Annotated in this window: 25 protein-coding genes, 1 tRNA gene and 2 pseudogenes; 12 read left to right on the top strand and 16 right to left on the bottom strand. The window is 72.4% G+C overall.

Annotation, left to right across the window (positions count from 1 at the left end; genetic code table 11):
* Positions 1-151 precede the first annotated feature (151 nt).
* On the top strand, positions 152-1,129 hold the full coding sequence (locus tag ABZV31_RS13310) for a PAC2 family protein (RefSeq protein ID WP_355892211.1): 978 nt from the start codon (positions 152-154) through the stop codon (positions 1,127-1,129).
* Between the two features lie 236 nt (positions 1,130-1,365).
* Here ABZV31_RS13310 and mshC read toward each other — a convergent pair whose 3' ends face one another.
* The 4 genes from mshC to ABZV31_RS13330 all read right to left on the bottom strand — a co-directional run bounded on the left by mshC (position 1,366) and on the right by ABZV31_RS13330 (position 4,909).
* Entirely contained in the window at positions 1,366-2,595 is a 1,230-nt protein-coding gene (gene mshC, locus ABZV31_RS13315; RefSeq protein ID WP_355892214.1) for a cysteine--1-D-myo-inosityl 2-amino-2-deoxy-alpha-D-glucopyranoside ligase, read from the bottom strand.
* 134 nt (positions 2,596-2,729) lie between these two features.
* A complete protein-coding gene (locus ABZV31_RS13320; protein WP_355892217.1) occupies positions 2,730-3,548 on the bottom strand; it encodes an SCO1664 family protein in 819 nt (272 codons plus the stop codon).
* Entirely contained in the window at positions 3,512-4,102 is a 591-nt protein-coding gene (locus ABZV31_RS13325; protein WP_355892220.1) for a DUF3090 domain-containing protein, read from the bottom strand. Before ABZV31_RS13325 ends, ABZV31_RS13320 begins: the two co-directional genes overlap by 37 nt.
* A 120-nt stretch (positions 4,103-4,222) precedes the next feature.
* Positions 4,223-4,909: a histidine phosphatase family protein gene (locus ABZV31_RS13330; RefSeq protein ID WP_355892223.1), complete on the bottom strand. Its 687-nt coding sequence runs from the start codon at positions 4,907-4,909 to the stop codon at positions 4,223-4,225.
* A gap of 62 nt (positions 4,910-4,971) precedes the next feature.
* Here ABZV31_RS13330 and corA point away from each other — a divergent pair, with 62 nt between their 5' ends.
* Positions 4,972-5,973, top strand: a complete 1,002-nt coding sequence (gene corA, locus ABZV31_RS13335; protein ID WP_355892226.1) for a magnesium/cobalt transporter CorA — start codon at positions 4,972-4,974, stop codon at positions 5,971-5,973.
* Positions 5,974-5,986: 13 nt separating this feature from the next.
* On the opposite strand, the pseudogene ABZV31_RS13340 reads toward corA, so the two are convergent.
* Together ABZV31_RS13340 and ABZV31_RS13345 are read right to left on the bottom strand one after the other, a co-directional pair.
* Positions 5,987-6,777, bottom strand: a pseudogene (locus ABZV31_RS13340) (ferritin-like domain-containing protein).
* A gap of 236 nt (positions 6,778-7,013) precedes the next feature.
* Positions 7,014-8,069 carry an LLM class F420-dependent oxidoreductase gene (locus ABZV31_RS13345; RefSeq protein WP_355892229.1) on the bottom strand — a complete coding sequence of 352 codons (1,056 nt, stop codon included), beginning with the start codon at positions 8,067-8,069 and terminating at the stop codon, positions 7,014-7,016.
* A 176-nt stretch (positions 8,070-8,245) separates the two neighbouring features.
* On the opposite strand from ABZV31_RS13345, the gene ABZV31_RS13350 reads away from it, so the two are divergent.
* The gene (locus tag ABZV31_RS13350) at positions 8,246-9,229 is read left to right on the top strand and encodes an aldo/keto reductase (RefSeq protein WP_355892231.1); all 984 of its coding nucleotides are present in this window, start codon (positions 8,246-8,248) and stop codon (positions 9,227-9,229) included.
* Positions 9,226-11,523 (top strand): ATP-dependent RecD-like DNA helicase, encoded by a 2,298-nt coding sequence (locus ABZV31_RS13355; protein ID WP_355892234.1) that lies wholly within the window; start codon positions 9,226-9,228, stop codon positions 11,521-11,523. Before ABZV31_RS13350 ends, ABZV31_RS13355 begins: the two co-directional genes overlap by 4 nt.
* A gap of 86 nt (positions 11,524-11,609) precedes the next feature.
* Here the strand turns inward: ABZV31_RS13355 and ABZV31_RS13360 are convergent, their stop codons facing one another.
* Positions 11,610-12,338, bottom strand: a complete 729-nt coding sequence (locus ABZV31_RS13360; RefSeq protein WP_355892237.1) for a hypothetical protein — start codon at positions 12,336-12,338, stop codon at positions 11,610-11,612.
* Between the two features lie 47 nt (positions 12,339-12,385).
* Here ABZV31_RS13360 and ABZV31_RS13365 point away from each other — a divergent pair, with 47 nt between their 5' ends.
* Positions 12,386-12,574: a DUF5703 family protein gene (locus tag ABZV31_RS13365; protein WP_027758838.1), complete on the top strand. Its 189-nt coding sequence runs from the start codon at positions 12,386-12,388 to the stop codon at positions 12,572-12,574.
* 117 nt (positions 12,575-12,691) lie between these two features.
* On the opposite strand, the gene ABZV31_RS13370 is transcribed toward ABZV31_RS13365, so the two are convergent.
* From ABZV31_RS13370 to ABZV31_RS13380, 3 genes are all read right to left on the bottom strand, one after another.
* Positions 12,692-13,522 (bottom strand): chaplin, encoded by an 831-nt coding sequence (locus ABZV31_RS13370; protein ID WP_355892240.1) that lies wholly within the window; start codon positions 13,520-13,522, stop codon positions 12,692-12,694.
* Positions 13,523-13,709: 187 nt separating this feature from the next.
* A complete protein-coding gene (chpH, locus tag ABZV31_RS13375) occupies positions 13,710-13,943 on the bottom strand; it encodes a chaplin ChpH (protein WP_019066065.1) in 234 nt (77 codons plus the stop codon).
* Positions 13,944-14,121: 178 nt separating this feature from the next.
* Complete coding sequence (locus ABZV31_RS13380) at positions 14,122-15,447, bottom strand: M20/M25/M40 family metallo-hydrolase (RefSeq protein ID WP_355892242.1); 1,326 nt, start codon at positions 15,445-15,447, stop codon at positions 14,122-14,124.
* Positions 15,448-15,632: 185 nt separating this feature from the next.
* Here ABZV31_RS13380 and ABZV31_RS13385 point away from each other — a divergent pair.
* Positions 15,633-15,719, top strand: a tRNA-Leu gene (locus ABZV31_RS13385).
* Positions 15,720-15,915: 196 nt separating this feature from the next.
* On the opposite strand, the gene ABZV31_RS13390 is transcribed toward ABZV31_RS13385, so the two are convergent.
* Both ABZV31_RS13390 and ABZV31_RS13395 read right to left on the bottom strand, forming a co-directional pair.
* Positions 15,916-17,220, bottom strand: coding sequence for a phosphoribosyltransferase family protein (locus tag ABZV31_RS13390; protein ID WP_355892245.1), 1,305 nt, complete (start codon positions 17,218-17,220; stop codon positions 15,916-15,918).
* 11 nt (positions 17,221-17,231) lie between these two features.
* Entirely contained in the window at positions 17,232-17,543 is a 312-nt protein-coding gene (locus tag ABZV31_RS13395) for a dsRBD fold-containing protein (protein ID WP_355892248.1), read from the bottom strand.
* Positions 17,544-17,678: 135 nt separating this feature from the next.
* Between ABZV31_RS13395 and ABZV31_RS13400 the strand changes: the two genes are divergently transcribed.
* Positions 17,679-18,050 carry a YchJ family metal-binding protein gene (locus ABZV31_RS13400; RefSeq protein ID WP_355892251.1) on the top strand — a complete coding sequence of 124 codons (372 nt, stop codon included), beginning with the start codon at positions 17,679-17,681 and terminating at the stop codon, positions 18,048-18,050.
* Positions 18,051-18,055: 5 nt separating this feature from the next.
* Here ABZV31_RS13400 and ABZV31_RS13405 read toward each other — a convergent pair whose 3' ends face one another.
* Positions 18,056-18,757 (bottom strand): FadR/GntR family transcriptional regulator, encoded by a 702-nt coding sequence (locus ABZV31_RS13405; RefSeq protein ID WP_355892253.1) that lies wholly within the window; start codon positions 18,755-18,757, stop codon positions 18,056-18,058.
* 143 nt (positions 18,758-18,900) lie between these two features.
* Here ABZV31_RS13405 and ABZV31_RS13410 point away from each other — a divergent pair, with 143 nt between their 5' ends.
* The 4 genes from ABZV31_RS13410 to ABZV31_RS13425 all read left to right on the top strand — a co-directional run bounded on the left by ABZV31_RS13410 (position 18,901) and on the right by ABZV31_RS13425 (position 22,735).
* Positions 18,901-19,431 carry a gluconokinase gene (locus ABZV31_RS13410; protein WP_355892255.1) on the top strand — a complete coding sequence of 177 codons (531 nt, stop codon included), beginning with the start codon at positions 18,901-18,903 and terminating at the stop codon, positions 19,429-19,431.
* Between the two features lie 87 nt (positions 19,432-19,518).
* Positions 19,519-20,916: a gluconate:H+ symporter gene (locus tag ABZV31_RS13415; RefSeq protein WP_355892258.1), complete on the top strand. Its 1,398-nt coding sequence runs from the start codon at positions 19,519-19,521 to the stop codon at positions 20,914-20,916.
* 14 nt (positions 20,917-20,930) lie between these two features.
* The gene (locus tag ABZV31_RS13420) at positions 20,931-21,692 is read left to right on the top strand and encodes an SDR family oxidoreductase (RefSeq protein WP_355892261.1); all 762 of its coding nucleotides are present in this window, start codon (positions 20,931-20,933) and stop codon (positions 21,690-21,692) included.
* 14 nt (positions 21,693-21,706) lie between these two features.
* On the top strand, positions 21,707-22,735 hold the full coding sequence (locus tag ABZV31_RS13425; protein WP_355892456.1) for an L-idonate 5-dehydrogenase: 1,029 nt from the start codon (positions 21,707-21,709) through the stop codon (positions 22,733-22,735).
* A gap of 44 nt (positions 22,736-22,779) precedes the next feature.
* On the opposite strand, the gene ABZV31_RS13430 is transcribed toward ABZV31_RS13425, so the two are convergent.
* The 3 genes and pseudogenes from ABZV31_RS13430 to ABZV31_RS13440 form a co-directional block, all read right to left on the bottom strand.
* Entirely contained in the window at positions 22,780-23,403 is a 624-nt protein-coding gene (locus ABZV31_RS13430) for a cytochrome b/b6 domain-containing protein (RefSeq protein WP_355892263.1), read from the bottom strand.
* Positions 23,387-24,112, bottom strand: a complete 726-nt coding sequence (locus ABZV31_RS13435; RefSeq protein ID WP_355892266.1) for a molybdopterin-dependent oxidoreductase — start codon at positions 24,110-24,112, stop codon at positions 23,387-23,389. The genes ABZV31_RS13430 and ABZV31_RS13435 overlap by 17 nt, the downstream gene beginning before the upstream one ends.
* A 101-nt stretch (positions 24,113-24,213) precedes the next feature.
* Positions 24,214-24,738, bottom strand: a pseudogene (locus ABZV31_RS13440) (amino acid permease); the annotation flags it as partial.
* Positions 24,739-25,384: 646 nt separating this feature from the next.
* On the opposite strand from ABZV31_RS13440, the gene ABZV31_RS13445 reads away from it, so the two are divergent.
* Positions 25,385-26,278: a DMT family transporter gene (locus tag ABZV31_RS13445; protein WP_355892268.1), complete on the top strand. Its 894-nt coding sequence runs from the start codon at positions 25,385-25,387 to the stop codon at positions 26,276-26,278.
* The last annotated feature ends 195 nt before the right edge of the window (positions 26,279-26,473 follow it).

A 26,473-nucleotide genomic window follows, 5' to 3' on the forward strand; every position in this document is an offset into this window, starting at 1 on the left:
CGGGGTGGCCCGGCGTCTCGATCAAGGTGTTCGGGCCTGTTGCACGGGGCAGTCATCCGTTCACTCCCCCGTGCAAGGGGGCTGCGGGCGCCCCCGCCGCACGCCGTAAGGTTGGGGCGTCAAGCGAGGGCACGTCGGAAGGAGGCACTGGGTGATCGAGCTCGAGGGGGTTCCCGAGCTGATCGACCCGGTCATGGTGGCCGCGTTCGAGGGCTGGAACGATGCCGGCGACGCCGCCTCCACCGCGGTCGCGCATCTGGAACGGGAGTGGAAGGGCGAGGTGTTCGCGGCGCTGGACGCCGAGGACTACTACGACTTCCAGGTGAACCGCCCCACGGTGTTCATGGACGGCGGCGTGCGCAAGATCACGTGGCCGACGACAAGGTTGTCGGTGGTCCGGGTCGGCGGCGAGAAGCCGCGTGACCTGGTGCTGGTCCGCGGGATCGAACCGTCCATGCGCTGGCGCTCGTTCTGCAACGAGCTGCTCGGCTTCGCGCACGAGCTGGGCGTGGAGCTGGTGGTCATCCTGGGCGCCCTGCTCGGCGACACCCCCCACACGCGTCCGGTCCCGATCAGCGGGACCACGTCCGACCCGGACCTGGCCCGCCGCATGGACCTGGAGGAGACCAAGTACGAGGGCCCGACGGGCATCGTCGGTGTCCTGCAGGAGGCCTGCACGCACGCCGGCGTCCCGGCGGTGTCGCTGTGGGCGGCGGTCCCGCACTACGTCTCGCAGCCGCCCAACCCCAAGGCCACGCTGGCCCTCCTCAACCGTCTGGAGGACCTGCTCGACCTGCGCATCCCGCTGGGCGAACTGCCGGAGGACGCGCGCGCCTGGCAGGTGGGCGTGGATCAACTGGCCGCCGAGGACAGCGAGGTCGCCGAGTACGTGCAGACGCTGGAGGAGGCCCGGGACACCGCGGAGCTGCCGGAGGCGTCGGGCGAGGCGATCGCCCGCGAGTTCGAGCGGTATCTGCGGCGCCGGGACGGTGGCAGCCCGTCGGGCGGACACGCCACGGCGGACGGCGGCGACAGCGGCTCCTACCTGCGGGACAACCCCAGCGGCCGTACGCGACCGCCGAAGCCGCCGAAGCCGGGGCCGGACGACGAGGACCCGTCGGAGGACTGAAGGACTGAACCGGTCAGGGGCGGTGCGCGTGAAGCGCACCGCCCCTTCTGCCGCACGGGCCCCCGCGCTCCTCGGGTGACCCTTGTCTCGAAGTTCCTCGGTTGACCCGTATCCCGAACTCCGGCGCCGGCACCGGTCATTGAGGGGGACGCCGCCCGGCACCACGTAGCAGCGCCGGGCGCGAGGACCGCCGCGCCCGGCGCCGCTTCCGGTGTCGGAAGGTCGCCGCTCCCGGGTCAGAGGGCCACGCCCAGCAAGGCGTCCACGGCCCGCGAGACGAGGCCCGGGGCGCCGGTGTCCGTGCCGCCCTGTTCCTGCTGGAGCGCCGCCCAGCGGTCGACCGCGGCGAGCGCGGCCGGGGCGTTCAGGTCGTCGGCGAGGGCCTCGCGGATCTCCTCGACGAGCGCGTCGGCGGACGGGCCGTCAGGCCGGGAGACGGCCGAGCGCCAGCGGCCGAGACGCGCGACGGCGTCCTGCAGCACCTGGTCGGTCCACTCCCAGTCGGAGCGGTAGTGGTGGGCGAGGAGTGCGAGCCGGATGGCGGCGGGATCGACGCCGTCGCGCCGCAGCTGCGACACGAAGACCAGGTTCCCCTTGGACTTGGACATCTTCTCGCCGTCGAGGGCGACCATGCCGGCGTGGACGTAGGCCTTGGCCATGGGGAACTCGCCGGTCAGCACCTGGGCGTGGGAGGCGCCCATCTCGTGGTGCGGGAAGGCGAGGTCGGAACCGCCGCCCTGCACGTCGAAGCCCATGCCGAGGTGGTCGAGCGCGATGGCCACGCACTCGATGTGCCAGCCGGGCCGGCCGCGCCCGAGCGAGGCGCCGTCCCAGCTGGGCTCGCCGTCGCGGGCGGCCATCCACAGCATCGGGTCGAGCGGGTTCTTCTTCCCGGGCCGGTCGGGGTCGCCGCCGCGCTCGGCGGACAGCAGCCGCATCGCGGCGGCGTCGAGATGGGAGACCTTGCCGAAGTGGGGGTCGGACTCGACGGAGAAGTAGATGTCCCCCTCGAGTTCGTACGCCGCTCCCAGGTCCCGCAGCCGCTCGACCAGCGGGACGATGCCGGGTATCGCCTCCACGGCGCCTATGTAGTGCCGCGGGGGCAGCATCCGCAGGGCGGTCATGTCCTCGCGGAACAGGGCCGTCTCCTGCTCGGCCAGCTCCACCCAGTCGACGCCGTCGCGCTGCGCCCGCTCCAGCAGCGGATCGTCGACGTCGGTCACGTTCTGGACGTAGTGAACCTGCCGCTTGGTGTCGAGCCACACGCGCTGCACGAGGTCGAACGCGGTGTAGGTCGCCGCGTGACCCATGTGGGTCGCGTCGTAGGGGGTGATGCCGCAGACGTAGATACGGGCGACGGGACCGGGGTCGAGGGTGACGAGGCCGCCGGTCGCGGTGTCGTGGATCCTCAGGTCGCGGCCCTGACCAGGCAGGGCGGGGACCTCGGAAGCGGGCCAGGCATGCATGCATTGAGCCTAACCGGACCGGAGTTCCGTATACGAACCGGACCAGGCCAGATGGCCGGTAAGGCACTCTTGCGCGACAGCGGCCGGTGTGCCGCCGGTTGCCGCAATCCCCCGGGCGGTGTGAAACGCCGGCTCTACACCGGCGGCCACGGAATCACCGGCCACTCGCCGCTCGGCTCCGGATGCCTCCCGGAGATGAGCAGGGCATCGACACGCGCGCGCGTGGCGTCGACTTCGGCCGGGGTGATCAGTTCGGCCAGCCGCACCCCGAGAGCCCCGCCGTCTCCCAGGGCGTCCTTCAGCCCCTTGAGCACGTCGACGACCTCCGGGGGCAGCGGCTCGCCCGCCCAGCCCCACAGCAGCGTCCGCAGCTTGTTCTCGACGTGGAAGGTGACCCCGTGGTCGATGCCGTACAGCCGCCCGCCCGGGGTCGGCAGCAGATGGCCGCCCTTGCGGTCGGCGTTGTTGATCACCGCGTCGAGCACGGCCAGCCGTCGCAGCCGCTCGTCGTCGGCATGCACGAGCAGCGCCGTCCGCCCCTGCCCGACCTCGGCGAACCCGATCGCCTTCCAGCCGGGGCCGGGCTCCTCGCCGTCGACGAGCGCGAGCAGTTCGGCCTCCGGCGTCGCCTCGACCCACAGCTGGCACATGCCCTCGCCGTACGGGCCGTCGCGCAGCACGGTGGGCGGCACGAGGTCCCAGCCGGTCGCCTCGGAGACCTCGTACGCCGCCACCTCACGCTCGGCGAGCGTGCCGTCGGGGAAGTCCCACAGGGGACGCTCCCCGGCGACGGGCTTGTACACGCAGGACGCCTCCTGCCCCTCGTACGCGACCGTGCAGAACAGCGCCGCGTTGGAGGCGTCACGGATGCGGCCGCGCACGGTGAGCTCGCCCTCGGCCAGCACCTCGGCGGACGTCACGCTCCGCGGCGGTATCCGTTCTGGCGCGGACATACGTGTCCTTCCGGGTCGAGCGGGAGGCTGCACAGCGGGCACGGCGGCCGCCCGGCGTTGACGACGTCGAGGGCGCGTTTGGCGAAGGCCCGGGCCTGCGCGCCGGTGAGCCGGACCCGCAGCATCGGGGGACCGTTCTCCTCGTCCTGCAGCAGCCGCTCCTCGGCCTCGGCGAGATCCTCGTCGGAGTCGGCGTCGAGCTCCACCAGGGCCTGCGCCTCGACGATCATGCGCTGGTCCTCGCCGTCCCAGGCGAGCGCCATGGTGCCGACCCGGAACTCCTCCTCGATGGGGGTCTCCAAGGGGGCGGTGTCGGCGACCTCGGCGGGGGCCATCGCGGGGACGGCAGCGCTGCCGCCGCTACGGCGTACGACCTCGTCGAGCAGCTCGTCCATGCGCTCGGCGAGCGCGGCGACCTGGGTCTTCTCCAGGGCCACGCTGGTCACCCGGGAGCCGGCGGAGGCCTGGAGGAAGAACGTACGGCGTCCGGGCAGTCCGACCGTACCGGCCACGAAACGGTCCGGGGGGTCGTAGAGGAACACCTGACGGGACACGTCCTGTCTCCATTGGAATCGTGAGATCGACATGGACTTCGGATCCGACTGACCGCACCGGGCCGCCCCGCTGCTGACCAGTGCGACACCACTGCGACCGCTTCACCCTACTGCCGACGATCACGGTGCGCCCGCGCCGCCCCCGACCGGTGCGTCATCCCCCGGAGGTTCCGCGCGCGGCACCAGGGACGTGAGGTCACCGGTGTCTCCGAGACGCACGAGAAACGGCCGCAGCCGGGTGTAACGGATCGCGGTGATGGAACACGGTTCAACGGAAATCCGCTGGAAGAGGTCGAGATGAAGTCCGAGTGCGTCCGCGACGAGCGACTTGATGATGTCGCCGTGCGAGCACATGAGGTACACCGCGTCGGCTCCGTGGTCGCGCTCCACGCGCGCGTTCCACTCGCGCACCGCTTCTGCGGCGCGCGCCTGCATCGCCCGCATCGACTCGCCTCCGGGGAACGCCGCCGCCGAGGGGTGCGCCTGCACCACCTCCATCAGCGGCTCGTCCTTGAGCTCGGCGAGTTTGCGCCCGGACCAGTCGCCGTAGTGGCACTCCCCGATCCGTTCCTCGGTGTGCGCCGTCAGCCCGGGGCGCGCGTCCAGGAGCGGCCGGACGGTCTCCTGGCACCGCTGCAGCGGGCTGGTGACGACCTCGGCGATCGGCAGCTCGGCGAGCCGCCCGGGCAGTGCGGCGGCCTGGTCGGCCCCGCGTTCGTCGAGGCCGACGCCGGGTGTCCAGCCGGCGAGCAGTCCCGCGGTGTTGGCGGTGGAACGTCCGTGCCGGACGAGGATCAACGTGGGCATGCCGCCCAGCGTAGGCGCACGCCGCGGTGTGGCGGCGGCGGGGCGAGGGGAGAACACACTCTGTGATCGTTGACTGCGCCATCTACCGTGACGGACACCGGACGGAGGGGCCCGAGGACTTCTCCGACGCCCTGGACGAGGCGCGGGCGGCCGGCGGCTTCGTGTGGGTCGGGCTGCACGAGCCGAGCGAGAAGGAGTTCGGCCTCGTCACCGAGGAGTTCGGGCTGCACCCGCTGGCGGTCGAGGACGCCCTGAAGGCCCATCAGCGGCCCAAGCTGGAGGTGTACGACGACTCGCTGTTCGTCGTGCTGAAGCCCGTGGCGTACGAGCCGAAGAGCGACGCCGTCTCCACCGGCGAGATCATGATCTTCCTGGGCGACTCGTTCGTCGTGACCGTCCGCCACGGCGAGGGCGACGGGCTGGGCGCCGTACGGCGCCGGTTGGAGCAGGAACCCGAGATGCTCGGCAAGGGCCCCACCTCCGTGCTGTACGCGATCGCGGACACCACCGTCGACCACTACCTCGACGTGGCGACGGAGCTGCAGACGGACCTGGAGGAGCTGGAGGCCGAGGTCTTCTCGCCGGAACGGGGCGGCTCGCGGCACATTGCGTCGCGGATCTACACCTTCAAGCGGCAGATCACGGAGTTCCGGCGAGCGACGGGCCCGCTCACCCTGCCGATGTCCCGCCTCGCGGACACAGGCCCGAGCACCTTCACCGCGGCGGTCCCCTTCGTGAACGACAAGGCGCGGCCCTTCTTCCGTGACGTCAGCGACCACCTGACCCGGGTGAACGAGTCCGTGGACGGTCTGGACCGGCTGGTGTCGGACATCCTCTCTGCGCACCTCGCGCAGATCAGCGTCCAGCAGAACGACGACATGCGGAAGATCTCCGGATGGGCGGCCATGGCCGCGGTCCCCACGATGATCGCGGGCATCTACGGCATGAACTTCGACCACATGCCGGAGCTGCACTGGCTCTGGTCGTACCCGGCAGTGATCGTGCTGATGGCGGTCCTGGAGGTCCTGCTGTACCGGCTGTTCAAACGGCGCGGCTGGCTGTAGGGAGCCCTCGGGCTCACGCGAACTCGGGTGCCGGTGCGGCGGGCCCGCCGAGCGCGTCGCGCCGCTGAGGCATCGCCAGGGTCACCATCCGGCGCCAGCCCACGAGCCGCTCGTAGGCGTACACGGCGTGGATGCCGGCCGCGAGCACCGCCGACTTCGCCTTCGCCCAGCCGAGGATGCGCCCCATGTGGGCCATGACCGCGAGGCTGACGTCGCGGTGGATGCGGATCTCGGCGAGCGCGCACTCGCGCAGCGTGCGCTGGATGGTCCGGCCGTGCCCCGCGGCCGCGAAGCGCAGCAACTCCTCGTGACAGTAGGCGAGGTGGTTGTCCTCGTCGTTCGAGATCACCTCCACGGCGCGGCCCACGTCGGGGTGGTCGACGAAGTACCTGCGCAGCAGCTTCATCTGCTCGGAGGCGCGCTGTTCGGTGACCCGGCTGTGCGCCAGGTACACGATGATGTCCCGCTCCGTGAGCGGCTCGTCGGCCTTGAGCTTCTCGTGTGCCAGACCGATGCCGTGCTGCTCCAGGAGCATCGTGTAATCGGTCTCGCGGGGGGCACCGGAACGGGTTCCAGACCGCGCTTCTTCATCAGGGCGCGGAAGATCCGTCCGTGCTTGTCCTCGTCCGCGCCGTGGCGCGCGATCTTGGGGGCGAGGGCGCGATCGCTCGCCGGCACGAGCGCGGCGATGCGCCCGTTCTCCCAGCCGCCCTGCGACTCCCCACTGGCCGCGATCGAGCAGAACAGCCGGAAGGACTCGTCGTGGTGGAGGATCTCCTGGAACAGACGCTTGGCCGAAAGCATCGTGGCACCTCTCTGCCGGACTCCGCAAAGAACGAGTCAAGTGCGGCCTCAGAGGTGCTGCAACAGGTGTGCGGGACAACTGCGCCGAACGGAGGAGCACCGGCTCGCGACAAGGGGCGTAACCCCACGGGGCCGGGCGCGTTGTTCTCCGTGACGGCCGTGGCGGGGAAGACCCCCCGAGCCCCCACCACGGCCGCAGAAGACGTGGCGCGCGATGCGTGGTCCGCGCTGCCGGATCAGCCGAGCCCGGCGCGCTCCAGGGCCTCGATGCCCGCGCGGAGCGAGGCGATCCGCTCGTCCAACGTGAAGCCGGCGGGGGCCAGGGTCAGGGTGGTGACCCCGGCCGCCGCGTAGGCCTTCATCCGGTCGGCGATGCGGTCCACGGAACCGAGCAGCGTGGTCTGGTCGATGAGCTCGTGCGGTACGGCGGCCGCAGCGCCCTGCTTGTCGCCGGACAGGTACTTGTCCTGGATCTCGGCGGCCTCCTTCTCGTACCCCATGCGCCGGGCGAGCTGGTTGTAGAAGTTCTGCTTGCGGCTGCCCATGCCGCCGACGTACAGCGCGGTGTAGGGACGGAAGGCGTCGGCGAGCCTGGCGACGTCCTTGTCGTCACCGACGGCGAGCGGCAGGGTCGGGCAGACGTCGAAGCCGTCCAACGTCTTCCCGGCCTTCTCGCGCCCGGCGCGCAGGTGCCTGATGGCGGTCTCCTCCAGGTGGTCGGCCGAGGGGAAGATGAGCAGGGCCCCGTCGGCGATCTCGCCGGTCTGCTCCAGGTTCTTCGGTCCGATGGCGGCGATGTACAGCGGGATGTGCTCGCGCTGCGGGTGCACGGTCAGCTTGATCGGCTTGCCCGGCCCGCCGGGCAGGGGCAGCGTCCAGTGCTCGCCGTCGTACGTCAGCCGCTCACGCGTCATCGCCTTCCGTACGATCTCGACGTACTCGCGGGTGCGGGCCAGCGGCTTGTCGAACTTGACGCCGTACCAGCCCTCGGAGACCTGCGGTCCGGAGACGCCGAGCCCCAGCCGGAAGCGGCCGCCGGACAGCGAGTCCAGCGTCGCGGCCGTCATGGCCGTCATCGCGGGCTGGCGGGCGGGGATCTGAAAGATGGCCGACCCGACGTCGATGCGCTCGGTCTGCGCCGCGACCCAGGTGAGCACGGTGGCCGCGTCCGATCCGTAGGCCTCGGCCGCCCAGCACACGGCATACCCCAGCCGGTCCGCCTCCTGCGCGACGGCCAGATTGTCCGCGTCCATCCCGGCACCCCAGTAGCCGAGGTTGATCCCGAGCTGCATGCCGATACCCCTTACCGATCAGTAACGTCCCTTGTGCGGGAGACACTAGCGCGGGTCCCCGGAATGCGGCAGGCCGCGGCCCCGGCGACGCTCGTCCACAGCTCCGGTCCGCTCGCGGGAAATCGGTTATCCACAGGCAACCCACGCCCCACCCCTGGCCAGTAATCTCGGCGTCCATGGAGCAGAGGCATCTCGGCCGTACCGGCCTGCGCGTGTCCCGCATCGGCCTGGGCACCCTCACCTGGGGCCGGGACACCGACGAGCACGACGCCGCGGACCTGCTGAAAACGTTCTGGGAGGCGGGCGGCACCCTCGTCGACACCGCGGACGTGTACGGCGACGGAGAGGCCGAGTATCTGCTCGGCCGGCTCATGGAAGGCCTCGTGCCCCGCCGTGACCTGGTCATCTCGACGAAGGCGGGCAGCGTCCCGGACCCCGACCGCCGCTTCGACGGCTCCCGCGGCCACCTCCTGGCGGCCCTCGACGCCTCCCTCGCCCGCCTCGGCACGGACTACGTCGATCTGTGGCACATCCACGCCTTCGATCCGCACACCCCGCTGGAGGAGACCCTCCAGGCCCTCGACCTGGCCGTCAGCAGCGGCCGCGTGCGCTATGCGGGCGTCTCCAACTTCTGCGGCTGGCAGCTGGCCAAGGCAGCGACCTGGCAGTTGGCTGCGCCGGGTACACGAACCAGGCTGGCGAGCACGCAGATGGAGTACTCGCTGCTGCAGCGCGGCGTCGAGCGCGAGGTGCTGCCGGCCGCCCTCGACCTGGGCATCGGCCTGCTGCCCTCCTCCCCGCTGGGCCGCGGTGTGCTGACGGGCAAGTACCGCAATGCCACGCCCCCGGACTCGCGGGGCGCCTCGGAGCACCTGGCGCCCTTCGTGGCGCCGTACCTCGACGACACCGCGAGCCGCATCGTGGATGCCGTGACGACCGCGGCGGACGGTCTGGCGGTGACGCCGCTCCAGGTGGCCCTCGCCTGGGTCCGGGACCGGCCCGGCGTGGCCGCCCCGATCGTCGGCGCGCGCAACGCACAGCAGCTCACGGCGGCATTGTCGGTGGAGGCGCTTAGTCTTCCTGACGAGATCTGCCGGGCGCTCGACGACGTGTCGGCGCCGGTGCACCGCTATCCCGATCACGACTGGAGCACGCTGTGAGCACGGAGCCGGAGACCACGGAGGAAGCCGAGCCGGGGACCCCGGGCGCCGCGGCGGAGGGCGACACCCCGGACACCGACCCGGCCGCAGCAGAGGACAACACCCCGGACACCGACCCGGCCGCGGAAGGAGGCCGCAGCGAAGCCGGCACCGCCGAGTCGGAGACGGCCAACCCGAACACGGCCGACCCGGACACGACCGACCCGGACACGGCAGGTGCGGGCGAGGCCGACGAAGCCGCCCCGCAGCTGTCCGAGGCCGAGGCCGAGCTCGCGGCCCAGCGGCTCGAGCGGGAGCGGATCGAGCGGCGGAAGGCCGAGAAGAAGGCGCCGATCGAGGCCGGCGGCAAGCTCAGCGGCAAGGCTGCCGACCTGCTGGCGGCCGTACGGGCCGTGGAGAGCGGCGAGAAGCCCGTGGCCGCCGTGTTCGCCGAGCCGGAGCCCGCACCGCGCCGGACCGCCCCGGAGCCGGTACGGCGACCCAAGCCGGTGTCGGCCGAAGCGGCCGCCGCGCCCGCCCCGGCCCCCGCGCCGGAGACCGTGCAGGCCGTGCGCCAGGTGCTGACCGCGGGCGGCGCCCCCGACGCGCTCGCCCTGCAGGTCGCGGCGGTCCTCGGCGAGGCGGCGGACGAGCGGCTGCGCGCCGACCCCTGGCAGCTGCTGCGCGTCACCGGTGTACGGCCGGAGCAGGCCGACGGGTTCGCGCGGGCTCTGCTCGGCGCGGAGTGCGGCCCCGACGACGAGCGTCGGGGCCGGGCCTTCACCGTCTGGCTGCTGGAGCAGGCGGCCCTCGCCGGCCACACGGCCCTGGAGGCACCGGCACTCACCGCCGCGCTGGCCCAGCGGGGCGTACCCGACCCGGACACGGCCCTGCAGAGCGCGCTCGCGGAGGGCGAGGCCCTCGTGTTCCAGGACGCCCTGGAGGAGCCCGGGGCCCCGGCCCCCCAGGAATCGGACGAGGGCGACGAGGGCGAGGAGCGCCCAGTGCGGGTCCTAGTCGGCCTGGAGCGGTACGCACTCGCCGAGGAGAGCCTCGCCGACGGACTGGCCCGGCTGGTCAACTCCGTGCCCAAGGAGGACGGTTCGGCCGAGGGCTGGGAGCGGGCCGCCGCCTCGGCCCGGGGCTCCACCGCCGAGCTGATCCGCGCTGTCGCGGGGCACGGCCTGGTGCTGCACACGGGCGGAGAGGCGTCCCGCGTCGAGGCGGCGCGGCTGGTGTGGGAGGCACGCGGTCTCGGGCTGCGCGCCTGGGCCGCCGTCCACAGCCCGCTGGGCCGGGACGGCTTCGCGGCGCCGGCGCAGTCGGACCTCCCGGACACCCCCTCGCAGCGCACCGGGCCCGCCGTCGCCACGGTGGCCGGGCTGCTGTCCGGCGCCGAGGGCCCGGGCCGGGACGCGGACGGCGCGCTCGACCTCGACCTCCTCGTCGTGCTGGACGCGCCCCAGCTGGACGTCGAGAAGGCGGCCCTGCTCGTCGAGTCGCTGCCCGACGGGGCCCGGCTGGTGCTGTCCGGGGATCCGGCGGTGCTGTGGTCCGTGGGCCCCGGGCGGGTCTTCGCGGATCTGCTGGCGGCGCGGGTCTGCCCCCAGATCGCCTCGCGGGTGCCGGACCTCGGGCCGCTGGGCGAGCTGGTCTCCGGCATCGGCGTCGGCGAGCTGAACCAGGTGGAGGCGCCCGGCAAGGAGGTCGTGATCGTTCCGGTGCGGGACGCGGGCGAGGCGGTGCACCGGACCGTGCAGCTCGTCGCGGACTCGGTGCCCCGGGCGATCGGCGTTCCTTCCGAGCAGACGGTGGTGATCACCCCGGGCCACGGCGGCGCGGCGGGCACCCGCGCGCTGAACGCGGCGCTCAAGGAGCGGCTCAACCCGGGCCCCGGCCGGTTCGGCGGCTTCGACCCGGGCGACCGGGTCGCCTACTCCCCCGTCCCCGGCCGTACGCTGCCCGGCCAGGTGGTGAAGGCCGACGCCGAGGGGCTGCACCTGTCGTGCTCGGGCGCCCCTGTGGTCGTACCGAGGGAGTGGGTGGAGCAGTGTGTGCGGCACGGGTGGGCGCTGACCGCGCACCAGGCGGTGGGCGGCCGGTGGCCCGCGGTGGTCGTGGTGCTGCCCGGCGACGCGGCGCAGGCGCTCAGCCGCCCGTGGGTCTACACGGCGTTCAGCCGGGCGGGCCGCCATCTGTCCGTGGTGCACGGCGTGGAGCAGGCGCTCCCGCGGGCCGTGGCCGAAGTAACGGCCAAGCCCCGCACGACCCGTCTGCCCGTCCTGCTCGGGACGCAGGTGCCGGCGGCGGGCTGAGGTCACGGACGAGGGCGGCGGTCACGGAGGTCCTCCCCCGTGACCGCCGCCCTCGTGGTGCTCGTCGTGGCGGTCGACATGCCCGCTCAGCGGTCCGCGTCCAGCGGCTCCAGGTCCCCGTCCTCGTCGAGATCCGTGTCGAGGTCGTCCTCGAGATCGTCGGCCTCGTCGTCGCCCTCGTCGTCGCCCTCGTCGTCGCCCTCGTCGTCGCCCTCGTCGTCGAAGACCGCGCTGACGTCGAAGCGGCAGACCACCTGCTGCGGATCGACGTGCTCGAAGGGCGCCTCCAGCCATTCGCCGGGGTCGCCGGGCTCGTCCGAGGCCGTGACCCAGAGGGTGGAGTCGCCCTCCTCCAGGCCGAACTCCTTGTGCCGGGAAGCGATCTCGTCCGGCTCGAACTCGCCGAACAGGACGCCGAGCGCCCCGTGGAGCGTGCCGGAGACGTCCTCGCCGGTGCTCTCGTCGTCCGCCGCCTCCACCCGCTGGGCCTGGGCCAGCAGTCGCTGCGGCTCCGCCACGGCGTAGTCGCGGCGGATCAGGACGCTGATCGCGTGTGGTTCCTCGGGGCCCGTGTACGGCGGCAGTGTGTCGTCCGTACCGGGGATCTCGAAGGGCGTGACCTCGTCATAGCGGTCGTAGAGCAGCTCGTCGTACGCCTCTGCGGCCGCCGCCAGCTGGTTGAACGCCTCGTAGACGGCCGGGTCGTCCTCCCCCGACCGGCGTTCGACCGCGGCCAGGTGGCGGTCGAGCGCGGTCTTGACCGCCTCGGCGGCGGCGCGTACCTCGGCAGCGGTGGGCTGCGCAGCATCAGACATACTGCAGACGCTATCCGTACCGGGCCCCAGCCCGCACAATAGATGCGATGCCGGAATACGAATTTGTCGACGTGTACGTACCGCGCGGGGTCTCCCGCAAGGAGACGACACGACTGCTGACGGACCACGCCGAGTACGGACACTGGGAGTTGTACCGCCTGAGCCTGCTGCGCGACGGCAGCCGCAGGGTGCGGCTGCGCCGGCGGATCATCCGCCAGGTACGCGCCACGTGGTGAGCTGAGACGGCCGGAGCGACTGCGGGCCCCGCCGATGCGGGGCCCGCTCCGTCGTGTGCGCCGCCGGGAGGTCAGCGGTGCTCGGGACCGCTGTGCCGCTCCGGCGCCCGCAGCAGGCTAGGCCGAGGCCCGCGCCTTGCGGTAGAGCGCGGCACCCGCGAGCAGCGCCCCGGCGCCCGCCGGCAGGACGACGCCCATCGGCAGGTCGCTGCCGGTGTGGGCCAGCTGCGCGGTGTTCCTGGGCGCGGCGACCGACTGCGCACCCGGCTGGTCGACGTGCGCCGAGCCGCCGGGCGTACCCCCACCCGCGGCGGGCGGCGTGGCAGGCGCACCGGGGTGACCGGGCGCCCCGGGGTGACCCGGGGTGCCGGGGTGTCCGGGGTTGCCTGGATGCCCGGGGTGACCGGGGTGACCGGGGTGGCCCGGCGTCCCGGGCGGGTTGCCGTGGCCGTCTCCCGGAGGCGTCGTGTGGTCCCCGCCGCCGGAACCGCCCCCGTTGGCGCAGCCGTTGCCCGAGGCGGTGTTGCCCGCGCCGATGACGTCGACGCTGTTGCCGCAGATGTTCACGGGCACGTCGATCGGCGCCTGGACATGGTTGCCGGAGCCGACGCCCGGCGAGCCGCTCGTGTGCCCGCCGGCGTGCGCACCGCTGCCGGAGCCGCCGTGGCCGGAGTCGCCGTACCCTCCCGGCGAGCCGCTGCCGTCGCCGTGGTTGGCGCACTTGTTGCCCACCGCCGGGTTGAGCACCCCGACGACATTGACCGTGTTGCCGCAGACGTTCACCGGCACGTGCACCGGCGCCTGCACCGTGTTGCCGGACAGCACGCCCGGCGAGTCGGACGCGGAGCCGCTTGCGCCCGCGTCCGCGTGGGCGTAGCCGCCCGCGGCGGCGATCACGCCGGTGGCGGCGGCCACGGTCATCAGGCCCTTGCGGGTGACCTGTCGCATGTACTGAATCCCTGCCTTCGACCTTTTTCTCGGACCTTCCGGAACGCGCATCCGCACCCTGGAGAGAAATGCTGGTGCGCGAAAAGACCGGTCGGCCCCGGAGCGCATGGCGCGCGCTCCGGGGCCGACGGGTTCAGACCCCCCACGGAGTCGATGGAGTCAGACCCTCACGGGGCGGGGCACAACGTCACTTGTTGATGCAGGTGTTGCCGAAGGCAGGGTTCAGCAGCCCGATCACCGAGATCGTGTTGCCGCAGACGTTCACCGGCACGTGAACGGGGACCTGGATGACGTTGCCGGAGACGACGCCCGGGGAGTGCACGGCGGCACCCTGGGCACCGGAGTCGGCGACGGCCAGGCCCGCGCCCGCGAGAACCAGCCCACCGGTGGCAGCCGCAGCAGCGACGACCTTCTTGATCATTATTCCTCCTTGTTGGCAAACGCGATCTCATTGTGCTGATCGCATCACCTGTAACGAGGAGGAACTAATCGAGCTACGAGCTTATGGTCGCATTCACTCTTCCCAGTCGACTCCGCACGCCCACGCGAATAACGAAGTGTCGTTTCAGTGGGTCAATTCAGGACGTCACCCGGCATCTTCAGGACGCCTCGATGAACCGGTCGAGCACGCGCACACCGAACTTCAGGCCGTCGACCGGAACACGCTCGTCCACGCCGTGGAACATGCCGGCGAAGTCCAGCTCCGGCGGCAGTTGCAGCGGCGCGAAGCCGAAGCAGCGGATGCCGAGGTCGTCGAAGGACTTCGCGTCGGTGCCGCCGGAGAGCATGTAGGGCACGGCCCGGGCGATCGGGTCCTCGGCGCTGAGCGCGCCCTGCATGGCGTCGACGAGCCGACCGTCGAAGTCGGTCTCCAGGGCCTTGTCGGCGTGCACGTTCTCCCGCTTCACCCGCGGGCCGAGGATGCGGTCGAGGTCGGCGAGGAACTCCTCCTCGTGGCCCGGCAGGAAGCGCCCGTCGACGTGCGCGCTGGCCTGGCCCGGGATGACGTTGACCTTGTAGCCGGCGCCGAGCATGGTGGGCGCCGCCGAGTTGCGCAGGGTGGCGCCGATCATCTTGGCGATGCCGCCGAGCTTGGCGAGGGTCTCGTCCATGTTCTCCGGGTCGAGTTCGGTGCCCAGCGCGTCGGAGAGCTCGTCGAGGAAGGACCGCACGGTCTTGGTCACACGCACCGGCCACGTGTGACGGCCGAGCCGTCCGACGGCCTCGCACAGCTCGGTGATGGCGTTGTCGGTGTTCGTCATCGAGCCGTGACCGGCCGTGCCGTCGACGGTGAGCCGCATCCAGTGCATGCCCTTCTGGGCGGTCTCGACCAGGTAGAGGCGCAGCTTCTCGTTGACGGTGAAGGAGAACCCGCCGACCTCGCCGATCGCCTCGGTGACGCCCTCGAACAGCTCGGGGTGCTTGTCGACGAGGTAGCGCGCGCCATAGGTGCCGCCGGCCTCCTCGTCGGCGAGGAACGCGAGCACGATGTCCCGCGGGGGCCTGCGCCCGCTGCGCAGCCGGTCGCGCACGACGGCGAGGGTCATGGCGTCCATGTCCTTCATGTCGACGGCGCCACGGCCCCACACGCACCCGTCCACGACCTCGCCGGAGAAGGGGTGGTGGGTCCAGTCGTCGGCGTTGGCCGGTACGACGTCGGTGTGGCCGTGGATGAGCAGCGCGGGCCGGGACGGGTCCTCACCCTCGATGCGGGCCACGGTGGAGGCGCGGCCCCGGTGCGACTCGAAGATCTGCGGTTCGAGCCCCACCTCGGCGAGCTTCTCGGCGACGTACTCGGCGGCCTTGCGCTCGCCCGGACCCGAGTGGTCGCCGTAGTTGCTGGTGTCGATCTGGATCAGCTCGCGGCAGAGGTCCACGACCTCGTCCTCGCCGGTGACGCTCCTGGCCGTGTCCGTCTCGCTCACGCTGCTTCCTCCCGCTGTCTTGTGCCGGTGGTCCACTCATCCTCCCTCTCGCCCGGCCCCGCCCCAAGACAGCCCCCGGCCCGCCACATGCCGTTCACACCGGAACGGGGTGTGATCAGGCCTGCCCGAAAGCCTGGTAATGTTTCCTTCGTCGCCGCGGGGAAGCCCCGCACGACAGACACCTTGTCCGGGTGGCGGAATGGCAGACGCGCTAGCTTGAGGTGCTAGTGCCCGTATAGGGCGTGGGGGTTCAAGTCCCCCCTCGGACACCACATGGACGGTGTCGGCCGGGTTCGGTCGGCACCGTTTCCTTTTGGCCGGCCCGTCGGGTGCGGCGGTTCCCGGACGTGAGGTGTGGCCCGGCCCCACGAGGAGGCCCAGGCGCGCGCCTCTCGAGGAGCAGGCGGACCTCGTCGCGATCACCGGAGGCGACGCCTTCAAGCCGTGGCACGCCTGCACGCCGTGGCCCTACACGTGAGCCGCTGTCATGTGGTCGGTGAACCAGTCGCGGGCCAGGTCGGTCACCGTCTCCAGCGCGCCGGGCTCCTCGAACAGGTGGGTCGCGCCGGGGACGACCGCGAGCCGGCTCTCACAGCGCAGCCGGGCCTGGGCCTGCCGGTTGAGGTCGAGCACGGTCGGGTCGGCACCGCCGACGACGAGCAGCGTGGGGGCGGTCACTGCCGGCAGCCTCGGCCAGGCGAGGTCGGGCCTGCCGCCACGGGAGACGACCGCGGCGACGTGCGTGTCCGGCTCCGTGGCGGCCCACAGGGCGGCGGCCGCGCCGGTGCTGGCGCCGAAGTACCCGACGGCGAGACCCTCGGCGTCGGGCTGTCCGCGCAGCCAGCCGGTGGCCTCGGCCAGCCGTCCGGCCAGCAGACCGGTGTCGAACACGTTGGCCCGGTTGCGCTCCTCGTCCTCGGTGAGCAGGTCGAACAGCAGGGTGCCGAGACCGGCCCGGTTCAGCCCCGCGGCCACCAACCGGTTCCGCGGGCTGTGCCGGCCGCTGCCGCTGCCGTGCGCGAAGACCACGACCCCGGCCGCGCCCCGGGGCACGGTCAGCCGCCCGCGCAGCCGCACGTCGCCGGTCGCCACCTCCACCTCCCGGTCCACCGGCCCGCCGCCGGCCAACCCGTGGGAACGGCCCGCCGCCCGCTGCAGGCAGGCGATGACGTCCGCGTCGTCGAGCTGGGCGAAGTCGGCGTAGAACTGGCCGACCGCGAAGAAGTCCCGTGGCATGTCCAGGCAGACGAGTTCGTCGGCCTCCCCGCTCAGCCGCTCCATCGAGTCCGGCGGGGCGACGGGGACCGCCAGCACGATCCGGGCCGCTCCGCGGGCACGTACCGTCCGGCAGGCCGCCCTCGCGGTCGACCCGGTGGCCACCCCGTCGTCGACCACCACGACCGTCTTCCCCGCGACAGCGACCGGCGCGCGCTCGCCCCGGTAGCGCGCGGCCCGTTGCTCCAGCACCCCGCGCTCGCGTTCCTCGACCTGCGCCCGCGCCTCCTGGGTGACGCGCGCCTCGCGCACCACCGCGTCGTCGGTCACGCGCACGCCGTCCTCGCCGATCGCTCCCATCGCGAGCTCCGGCCGGAAGGGCACGCCCAGCTTCCGGACCAGGCAGACGTCGAGCGGTGCACCGAGCGCCTCGGCGACCTCCGCGGCGACCGGCACCCCGCCCCTGGGGAGTCCCAGCACCACGACGTCCTGACCCCTGAGGTGCCCCAGGCGTGCGCCCAGCTGCCGTCCCGCTGCGCGACGATCCGTGAAGACCACGATCGGCCCCCTCACTCCCGGGACAGCCAGAGCGGTGCGGGCGGGGGCGCCTGGGGCACGCCGGTCACCGCGATGTCGCCCGCGGCGGCGCGGAGCAGGCGCCTGCCCAGCGAGATCAAAGCCCGTCCCGCGGCGAGTTCGTCACCGATCTCGGGCACCGCCGTGTCGTTCGGGCTGCGGTGGGCCTCCGCACAGCACTCCACCAGGTTGTCACCTGTGTCCAGGACGACCCGGGCCGTGGTGTCCGGGTCCTTCTCGGAAAGGTAGAGGCGCAGCCTCCACTCCTTGGCGGACGGGGGCCGGCGGCCGGCGGCTGTGGTCATCTTCCGTCCCTCCTGACGCCGGTGCGGGGCAACGCAACACAGAGGTAGTGGGCCTTTCCACTGTGCCGCGGATGGGCGCGTGCCGCATGCGCCCGCCGGCCCCGCCGCCGGACCGGACCGGGCAGAATGGCGGTCATGACCCAGCGTTCCTGCCCGTGCGGGCTGCCCGAGCCGTACGAGAAGTGCTGCGGCCGGTATCACTCCGGGGCCGCCGCGCCCACCGCGGAGGCGCTGATGCGCTCGCGGTACAGCGCCTTCGTGCAGCGGGACGCGGGGTATCTGCTGCGGACCTGGCATCCGCGGACGCGGCCCGCGCGGATCGACTTCGACCCGGGGATGCGGTGGACCGGGCTGGAGGTCCTCGGCACGACGGACGGTTCCGCCTTCCACACCACCGGGACCGTGACGTTCCGGGCCTCCTACCGCGGCGGTGCGCTGCACGAGCGCAGCCGGTTCGAGCGGGTCGACGGGGCGTGGGTGTACGTGGACGGGGACTTCCGTCCCTAGCCGCGCTACGGCGCCAGGATGTCCAGTTCCTGCAGCGCGCCCACCGTGATCTCGCGGGTCAGCTGCTCGGCGCGGGTCGCGTCGCCCGCCCGGACCGCCTCGGCGACCTGGACGTGGAGGGTGACGGCGGCCGGGTCGGGGTCCTCGAACATGACCTCGTGATGGGTGCGGCCGGCCAGCACCTCGGCGACGACGTCGCCGAGGCGGGCGAACATCTCGTTGCCGGAGGCGTTCAGGATGACGCGGTGGAAGGCGACGTCGTGGACGAGGTACTCCTGAAGCCGGTGGCCGCGTGAGTTGGCCACCATGCCGAGCGCGCACTCGGTGAGTTCGGCACACTGCTCGGGCGTGGCGTGCTTCGCCGCCAGGCCCGCGGCGACCGGTTCGACCGCCGAGCGCAGCACCGTGAGCGAGCGCAGCTGCCCGGCGCGGTCGGCGCCCGCCAGGCGCCAACGGATGACCTGCGGGTCGTAGACGTTCCACTCGGTCTTGGGGAGCACGGTCACGCCCACGCGGCGGCGCGACTCGACCAGGTGCATGGACTCCAGCACACGCACCGCCTCGCGCATCACAGAGCGTGACACGTCGAAGCGCTGCGCAAGTTCGTCCGTGCGCAGAACGCTGCCCGGCGGGTACTCGCCCGCGGTGATGGCGGGGCCGAGGGTGTCCAGTACGTGGCCGTGCAGCCCCCGGCCCGGTGTGCTCATGCACTCAGCGTACGTGGTGGATCACTGAGACAAAAAGTCAGACTTATATGTCACAGACTCTTGAATTCGTCGTACCTAATCGGTTTCAGTGAGGTCGACGTCAGTTGACGACGTCCCATGTCGAGGAAGACAGCGAGGCAGTGATGCGTACCCCCCACGTCGTCGTGGTGATGGGCGTCGCCGGCACGGGCAAGACCACGATCGGTCCCATGCTCGCCGCCCGGCTCGGCTTCCCGTATGCCGAGGGCGACGACTTCCACCCGCAGTCCAACATCGCCAAGATGTCGGCCGGGAAACCACTCGACGACGAGGACCGGTGGCCCTGGCTCGACGCCATCGGCGCCTGGGCGCACGGGCGGGAGGGGCTCGGTGGGGTGGTGAGCAGCTCGGCGCTGAAGCGGTCGTACCGGGACCGGCTCAGGGCCGCGGCTCCGGGAGTCGTGTTCGTCCACCTGACGGGCGACCGGCAGCTCATCCAGGACCGGATGGCGCACCGCCAGGGCCACTTCATGCCGACGGCGCTGCTGGACTCCCAGTTCGCCACGCTCCAGCCGCTCGAGGCGGACGAACGGGGCGTCGCGGTCGACGTCTCCGGCAGCCCCGAGGACATCACCGCGCGCGCCATGGCCGCGCTGGACGACCTCGACAGCTCCACCCAGTCCCCCGAGGCGTAACTGCCCACGCAGTAGGGCCCTTTCCGGCCCTCCCCACGGCAGCGGACTGCTCCTCACCATCCCTCTTTCACCAGCAAGGGAACACCCGTGACCAGACTCAGCGTCGAGATGCTGGCAGCGGACACGCCCCCGCCGATCACCTCGGCCGGCCACGCCCAGTTGGGCATCGCCGTCCTGGCGGGCATCGCGGTCATCGTCCTGCTCATCACCAAGTACAAGCTGCACGCCTTCCTGGCGCTGACCATCGGGTCACTGGCGCTCGGCGCGTTCGCCGGGGCGCCGCTCGACAAGGCCATCATCAGCTTCACCACCGGCCTGGGCACCACGGTCGCCGGCGTCGGCGTCCTGATCGCCCTCGGTGCGATCCTCGGCAAGCTGCTCGCCGACTCCGGCGGCGCCGACGAGATCGTCGACACGATCCTCGCGAAGGCGGGGGGCCGTTCGATGCCGTGGGCGATGGTGCTGATCGCCTCGGTGATCGGTCTGCCGCTGTTCTTCGAGGTCGGCATCGTGCTGCTGATCCCGGTCGTGCTGATGGTCGCCAAGCGCGGCAACTACTCCCTGATGCGCATCGGCATCCCGGCGCTCGCCGGTCTGTCCGTGATGCACGGCCTGATCCCGCCGCACCCCGGCCCGCTGATCGCGATCGACGCGGTCAAGGCCAACCTGGGGGTGACGCTGGCGCTCGGCATCCTCGTCGCCATCCCGACCGTGATCATCGCCGGCCCGGTGTTCTCCCGGTTCGCGGCCCGCTGGGTGGACGTCCCCGCCCCCGACCGCATGCTTCCGCAGCGCCCCTCGGAGGAGCTGGAGCGGCGCCCCGGCTTCGGCGCCACGCTGGCCACCGTGCTGCTCCCGGTCGTGCTGATGCTCGCCAAGGCGCTGGTCGACATCGTCGTGGACGACCCCGCGCACAAGGTGCAGCGCGTCTTCGACGTCATCGGCTCCCCGCTGATCGCGCTGCTCGCGGCCGTGATCGTCGGCATCTTCACGCTGGGCCGCCCGGCCGGGTTCACCGGGCAGCGGATCTCGGAGACCGTCGAGAAGGGCCTCATGCCCATCGCCGGCATCCTCCTCATCGTCGGCGCGGGCGGCGGCTTCAAGCAGACGCTGATCGACTGCGGCGTGGGCCAGATGATCCTGGACATATCCAAGGACTGGTCGATTCCGGCGCTGCTGCTGGGCTGGCTGATCGCGGTGGCGATCCGGCTCGCGACCGGTTCGGCGACCGTGGCGACCGTCTCGGCGGCCGGTCTGGTGGCGCCGCTGGCCGCCGACATGTCGACCACCCACGCCGCCCTGCTGGTGCTGGCCATCGGCGCGGGCTCGCTCTTCTTCAGCCATGTCAACGACGCCGGATTCTGGCTGGTGAAGGAGTACTTCGGGCTGAGCGTCGGGCAGACCATCAAGACCTGGTCGGTCATGGAGACGATCATCTCGGTGGTCGCCGGCGGCCTGGTCCTGCTGCTGTCCCTCGTGATCTAGCCAGGAGTACGGCGATGACGGCTCACCCCCTCTTCGACATCAGCGGCCGTACGGCCCTGGTCACCGGCGCCGGCCGCGGCATCGGGCTCGCCCTCGCCCGTGGCCTGGCCGAGGCGAACTGCACGGTCGTCCTGAACGGACGGGACGGCGAACGGCTCACCAAGGCAGCCGCGGAGCTGCCCGGCGACGTGCACACGGCCGCGTTCGACGTGACCGACGGTCCCTCGGTGGCCGCCGGCATCGCGGACGTCGAGGAGCGGGTGGGCCCGCTCGACATCCTCGTCAACAACGCGGGCATGCAACTGCGCGCGCCACTCCTGGAGTTCACCGACGCCGACTGGCACCGGATCCTGGACACCAACCTCACCGGCGCGTTCCTGGTCGGACGGGAGGCCGCCCGGCGGATGACGCAGCGCGGCCACGGAAAGATCATCAACATCTGCTCGCTGCAGAGCGAGGTGGTCCGCCCCGGCATCGCGCCGTACGCGGCGACCAAGGGCGCGCTGAAGATGCTCACCAAGGGCATGTGCGCCGACTGGGGACCGCACGGCGTGCAGGTCAACGGCCTCGGCCCCGGCTACATCGAGACGGAGCTGACCCGGCCGCTCGTGGCGGACGAGGAGTTCAGCGCCTGGGTGCGCAGGCGCACCCCGGCCGGCCGCTGGGGCCGTACGGAGGACCTGGTGGGCGGGGTGCTGTTCCTCGCCTCCCCGGCGGCGGACTTCGTCAGCGGGCAGGTGCTGTACGTCGACGGCGGCATGACGAGCGTGCTGTGAAGAAGGGCTCGGGGATGCTCGGTTGTGTGATCCACGGTCAGGGGGACCTGCGCGTCGAGGAGTTGCCGGTCCCCGTGCCGGGTCCCGGGCAGGCGCTGGTCGCCGTCCGCTACGGCGGGGTCTGCGGCTCCGACCTGCACTACTGGCGGCACGGCGGCGTCGGCGACTTCCGGCTGAGGGAGCCGATGGTGCTCGGGCACGAGGTGGTGGGCACGATCGTCTCGTACGGTGCCGGAGCCTCGAGTCCGGTCGCCGGTACGGCCGTTGCCGTGCACCCGGCGACCCCGTGCGGGGCGTGCCCGGAGTGCGCGCAGGGCCGGCGCAACGTCTGCCGGGACACGCGCTACCTGGGCAGCGCGGCCCGCTTCCCGCATGTGCAGGGCGCCTTCGCGGCCCACGTGGTCGTACCTGCCGAGCAGTTGAGGCCTCTCCCGGCCGGCCTGGAGCTGCGCCGGGCGGTGCTCGCCGAGCCGCTGGCAGTGGCGCTGCACGCGCTGCGGCGGACCGGTGAGGACGTGGCCGGCCGACACGTCCTGGTGACCGGCGCGGGTCCGATCGGCTGCCTGGTGGTCGCGGCGGCGAAGGCGGCGGGCGCCGCCCGCGTGACCGTCACCGACCTGATCCCGCAGGCGCTGCGCTACGCCTCCGCCGCGGGCGCCGACACCGTCGTCCGGGCCGACGATGCGGACGACGCCGGGTGGCCGTCCGAGGTCGACGTGGCCGTGGAGGTGTCCGGGGTGGCCGCCGGGCTCGACACGTGTCTGCGGCTCGTGCGGCGCGGCGGGGCGGTCGTCCAGCTCGGGATGCTGCCACCCGGGCAGTCCCCGTTCGCCGGGAACCTCGTGGTGAGCCGGGAGATCGAACTGCGCGGGGCGTTCCGCTTCGACACCGAGTTCGACGAGGCGCTCCGGCTTCTCGCCGCCGAGCCCGCGTTCGACGACCTCGTCAGCGCGGTGGTCCCGGTCCGGGCGGCGGAGTCGGCGTTCGCGCTGGCGGCGGACCGCAGCCGCTCCTGCAAGGTGCTGCTGGACTTCGGGGCCTGATGGCCTGATCGGGCCTACGGCTTCCCACGGCTTCCTATGGCTTCCTACAGCTTCCACAGCGGATGTTCGCTTTCCGCCCACTCCCGGCTCACCGACCCGGTGCGCAGGCCACGCCGCGCCTCCGGGTCGCCGAGGGCCATGCCGATGTGGCCCGCCAGGACGATGCCGATGGTCAGGGCCAGCCAGTCGTGGACGAAGGTCGCGTTGGTGCGCCACATCAGCGGGGTGAGGTGGGTGAACCACATCAGCAGGCCCGTGCCGAGCATCACCAGCGTCGCCCCGGCGATCCAGGCGGCGTAGATCTTCTGCCCGGCGTTGAACTTGCCGGCCGGCCGGGACGAGGGCCGGCGGTCGCGGCGCAGGGCGGCGCGCAGCCAGACGCGGTCGTGCGGGCCGAAGCGGTTGAGGAAGCGCAGGTCGGCGCGGAAGGCACGGGAGGCCAGGCCCGCCAGGACGGGCACGGGCAGGGCGAGGCCGGCGCACTCGTGGATGCGGACCACAAGCTCGCGGCGGCCGACGAGTTCGGCGAGCTGAGGGATGTACAGGCAGGCCGCCGTGATCACGCACACGCCCATCAGCGCGGCCGCCGTCCGGTGCACCCACCGCTCGGCCGGGCTGAAGCGGCGTACCTGCGCCAAGGTGACCGGGGCCTCAGCTCGTAGGCCCATCGTCCCGTCCGTTCGAGCGGCCCACCCAGGCGTCGACGTCGTAGCCCCGCTCCTCCCAGTAGCCGGGCTTCACCTCGTCGGTGACGGTGATGCCCGACAGCCACTTGGCGGACTTGTAGAAGTACATGGGGGCGACGTACAGGCGTACGGGGCCGCCGTGCGCGTGGGCCAGGTCCGTGTCCTGCATGCGCAGCGCGACCAGCACGTCGGAGCGGCGGGCCTGGTCGAGGTTGAGGCTCTCGGTGTACGTGCCGTCGAAGCAGGTGAAGCGCACCGCCTTCGCCGAGGAGCGCACGCCCGCCGCGTCCAGCAGCCGGGACAGCCGCACCCCTTCGAAGGGGGTGCCGGGCACCCGCCAGCCGGTGACGCACTGGACGTCGCGCACCATGCGGGTCTGGGGCAGCGCCCTGAGGTCCGCCAGCGTGTACGTCGTCGGGTGGTCGACCAGGCCGTCGACCGTCAGGCGGTAGTTCTCGGCGTTCTTGTGCGGGACGGACGCGGCGACCGAGTAGTAGCGGAAGCCGCCGCCGTTCGGGAGCAGCCCCGTCAGACCGGTGGGGTCCTTGCCGGACGCGGCGCCGAGGAAAACCTCCAGGCCGCGTTGCAGGGTGGGCGCGGCAACCACGCCGAGGGCGCCGATGCCGAGGGTGCCGAGTAGGACGCGGCGGCCTATGGGCCGGCCCTCCTCCTCGGATGGTTCGGGGTTCACGTCTTCATTCGAGCACCCGCGACCCCTGCGGGACCAGGGATCACGGGTGCTCGTCAGACTTCTGTCATGACTTCTTACGTGTTTTTCAGGGGCGGGCCGCTTCAGGACGCACCCTGCGCCCCCTCCGCCGCCTTCTCCAGCTGGAACGCCTCGTTGCCGAGCCCGATGCGGGCGTGCGCCTGAGGCCTGCGGAGCGCAGGACGACGCCCTGGACGAGGCCGACGACGAGAGCAAGGCCGATGACGCCGGGCAGCACCCGGCTGCAGGAACGAGTCGGTCCGGCGCCGACCGAAGTCCTTGACCGTGTACACGGCGATCACGAGCAGGGCCAGGCCCGCCAGGGCGGACGTGACCAGCCGCCAGGCCTGCGCGGCCGCGGCGCCGCGCCGCGGCCGCAGGAAGAAGACGATGACCGACAGGCCGGCCGCCGCCATCAGCACGATCACGCCGAGGGCGCCGATGTTGCCGAACCAGGTGAACAGGGCAGCACGGGCGCGGTCGGGGTCGCCGGTCGGCTCGTCGTCGGTGACCGCGAAGGCGATCACGATCACCAGCGACACGAGGGTCTACGAGAGCGAGCCGGTCGCGGGGGCTCCGCTGGTGCTCGAGGTGCGTCCGAACGCCGCGGTTGTGGGATTCCAGCGCGAGGACGGCGACCCGGTGCCCACGGCGGTCCCGGTGGTCACCGGTGTGGGCGAGCAGGGACCGGACCGCCTGCCACCTTCCCTGGGCCACCGCGGTGCGCGCGGCAGGGAGCTCGCTGTCGTCGAGAGCGGCGTCGAAGGCCTGGGCTGCACGCTTGCGGCCGCGGCCGAGGGGAGGCGGGGGTGGGGACACCGCGGAACGTCCTCACGCGTTCTTTGTTGTGCGGCTCGGTCCGCCTCCGTGGCGCCACGGCCTGTGTCGTCGGTCATCGATTTGTCATCGGCCGATCACGGACAGTGAAAAACCTCAGCCAACGCTTCGCGCCAAGGGCCGCCAGGGTGTTACACGCGTCAACTGGCAGAGCGCACAGGGCACTTGGGGCCGTCGACGACCGACGTCGGCTGGTCAGCCCCCAGGGCCAGGTCACACCTGTGGCGTACGCCATGGCGCGGCCGTCCCGGGCATCCCACCATGGCCGTGCGGCCGTGCCATCGCCTTGATCCGCAGGGCGTCGTGACCGAGTCGACTGCCCGGATCCGGGTGCTCCCAGGGGCACACACCGCCCTGGGACGCTAGAGTCGGCCATTACGCACCCCGTGGCCCGGCCGGATGATCGAGGTACGCAGCGTGTCGGTTCTGGTTCTGACTCTCGCCGTGAGCGCTGCCTGCTGTGTGGGCTTCGGCTTCGTGCTCCAGCAGAACGCGGCCCAGCAGGCACCGCTGAGCGACTTCCTCTCCCCGCGGCTGTTGCTGGACCTGATGAGGGTGCCGCGCTGGCTCGGCGGCCTCGCGCTGATGGTGGCCGGCATGGTCCTGGGCGCCATCGCCCTGGGCCGGGGTGAGGTCTCGCTGGTCGAACCCCTGCTGGCGACGAACCTGCTGTTCGCCCTGGCCCTGTCCCGCAGACAGACCCGGCAGCCACTGGGCCGCCAGGGCTGGATGGGCCTCGCAGTGCTGGCGGGCGGCGTGACGGCGTTCATCGTCGCGGGCCGGCCGCGCGTCGGCAGCGTCGTGACGGACCCGCTCCGCCACTGGCTGATCATCGGCGCCATGGTGGGCCTGGCCCTGCTGCTGACGACCTACGCCAAACGCTCGCGGCTGAGCTGGGGCCCGGTGCTGCTGGCCCTGGCCGCCGGGCTGCTGTACGGCCTGCAGGACGCGCTGACCCGGGTGAGCGGGCAGCGGTTCTCCGCGGGCGGCTGGACGGAGCTGCTCACCGGCTGGCAAACGTACGGCGTCCTGGCGCTCGGCTTGACCGGGCTGATCCTCGTCCAGAGCGCGTTCGAGACGGCACCGCTGCGCATGTCGCTGCCCGCGCTGACCGCGGCCCAGCCGCTGGCCGGGATCGCGTGCGGGGTGGGCTTCCTCGGGGACCGGCTGCGCACCGACACCGGGGCGCTGGCGTGGGAGGCGGCGGGCCTCGCGGCGATCGTGGCGGGCATCGTGCTCCTCGGCCTGCACCCGGCGATGCCGTGCGGCACGGCGGTGGCCGAGCCGACGCGGGACTTCCAGCCGCACTGACCCGGGGCGCCGGGGCACCTCGCCGGAGCACCGGGCCCCTTGCCGGCTCGGAGTGCCAGGACACCTTGCCGACCCGGGGCGCCGGGGCACCTCGCCGGCCCGGAGTGCCAGGACACCTTGCCGACCCGGGGCGCCGGGGCACCTCGCCGGCCCGGAGCGCCAGGACACCTTGCCGGCCCGGGGCGCCGGGGCACC

It is taken from the genome of Streptomyces sp. NPDC005202 (assembly GCF_040608235.1).
Taxonomy (GTDB): Bacteria; Actinomycetota; Actinomycetes; order Streptomycetales; family Streptomycetaceae; genus Streptomyces.

Excerpts from the sequence above, each read along its gene's own strand:
- mshC (WP_355892214.1), bottom strand. The coding sequence starts at position 2,595 with ATGCATGCCTGGCCCGCTTCCGAGGTCCCCGCCCTGCCTGGTCAGGGC.
- ABZV31_RS13320 (WP_355892217.1), bottom strand. The coding sequence starts at position 3,548 with ATGTCCGCGCCAGAACGGATACCGCCGCGGAGCGTGACGTCCGCCGAG.
- ABZV31_RS13330 (WP_355892223.1), bottom strand. The coding sequence starts at position 4,909 with ATGCCCACGTTGATCCTCGTCCGGCACGGACGTTCCACCGCCAACACC.
- ABZV31_RS13345 (WP_355892229.1), bottom strand. The coding sequence starts at position 8,069 with ATGCAGCTCGGGATCAACCTCGGCTACTGGGGTGCCGGGATGGACGCG.
- ABZV31_RS13350 (WP_355892231.1), top strand. The coding sequence starts at position 8,246 with ATGGAGCAGAGGCATCTCGGCCGTACCGGCCTGCGCGTGTCCCGCATC.
- ABZV31_RS13360 (WP_355892237.1), bottom strand. The coding sequence starts at position 12,338 with ATGTCTGATGCTGCGCAGCCCACCGCTGCCGAGGTACGCGCCGCCGCC.
- ABZV31_RS13365 (WP_027758838.1), top strand. The coding sequence starts at position 12,386 with ATGCCGGAATACGAATTTGTCGACGTGTACGTACCGCGCGGGGTCTCC.
- ABZV31_RS13370 (WP_355892240.1), bottom strand. The coding sequence starts at position 13,522 with ATGCGACAGGTCACCCGCAAGGGCCTGATGACCGTGGCCGCCGCCACC.
- chpH (WP_019066065.1), bottom strand. The coding sequence starts at position 13,943 with ATGATCAAGAAGGTCGTCGCTGCTGCGGCTGCCACCGGTGGGCTGGTT.
- ABZV31_RS13395 (WP_355892248.1), bottom strand. The coding sequence starts at position 17,543 with ATGACCACAGCCGCCGGCCGCCGGCCCCCGTCCGCCAAGGAGTGGAGG.
- ABZV31_RS13400 (WP_355892251.1), top strand. The coding sequence starts at position 17,679 with ATGACCCAGCGTTCCTGCCCGTGCGGGCTGCCCGAGCCGTACGAGAAG.
- ABZV31_RS13405 (WP_355892253.1), bottom strand. The coding sequence starts at position 18,757 with ATGAGCACACCGGGCCGGGGGCTGCACGGCCACGTACTGGACACCCTC.
- ABZV31_RS13410 (WP_355892255.1), top strand. The coding sequence starts at position 18,901 with ATGCGTACCCCCCACGTCGTCGTGGTGATGGGCGTCGCCGGCACGGGC.
- ABZV31_RS13420 (WP_355892261.1), top strand. The coding sequence starts at position 20,931 with ATGACGGCTCACCCCCTCTTCGACATCAGCGGCCGTACGGCCCTGGTC.
- ABZV31_RS13425 (WP_355892456.1), top strand. The coding sequence starts at position 21,707 with ATGCTCGGTTGTGTGATCCACGGTCAGGGGGACCTGCGCGTCGAGGAG.
- ABZV31_RS13430 (WP_355892263.1), bottom strand. The coding sequence starts at position 23,403 with ATGGGCCTACGAGCTGAGGCCCCGGTCACCTTGGCGCAGGTACGCCGC.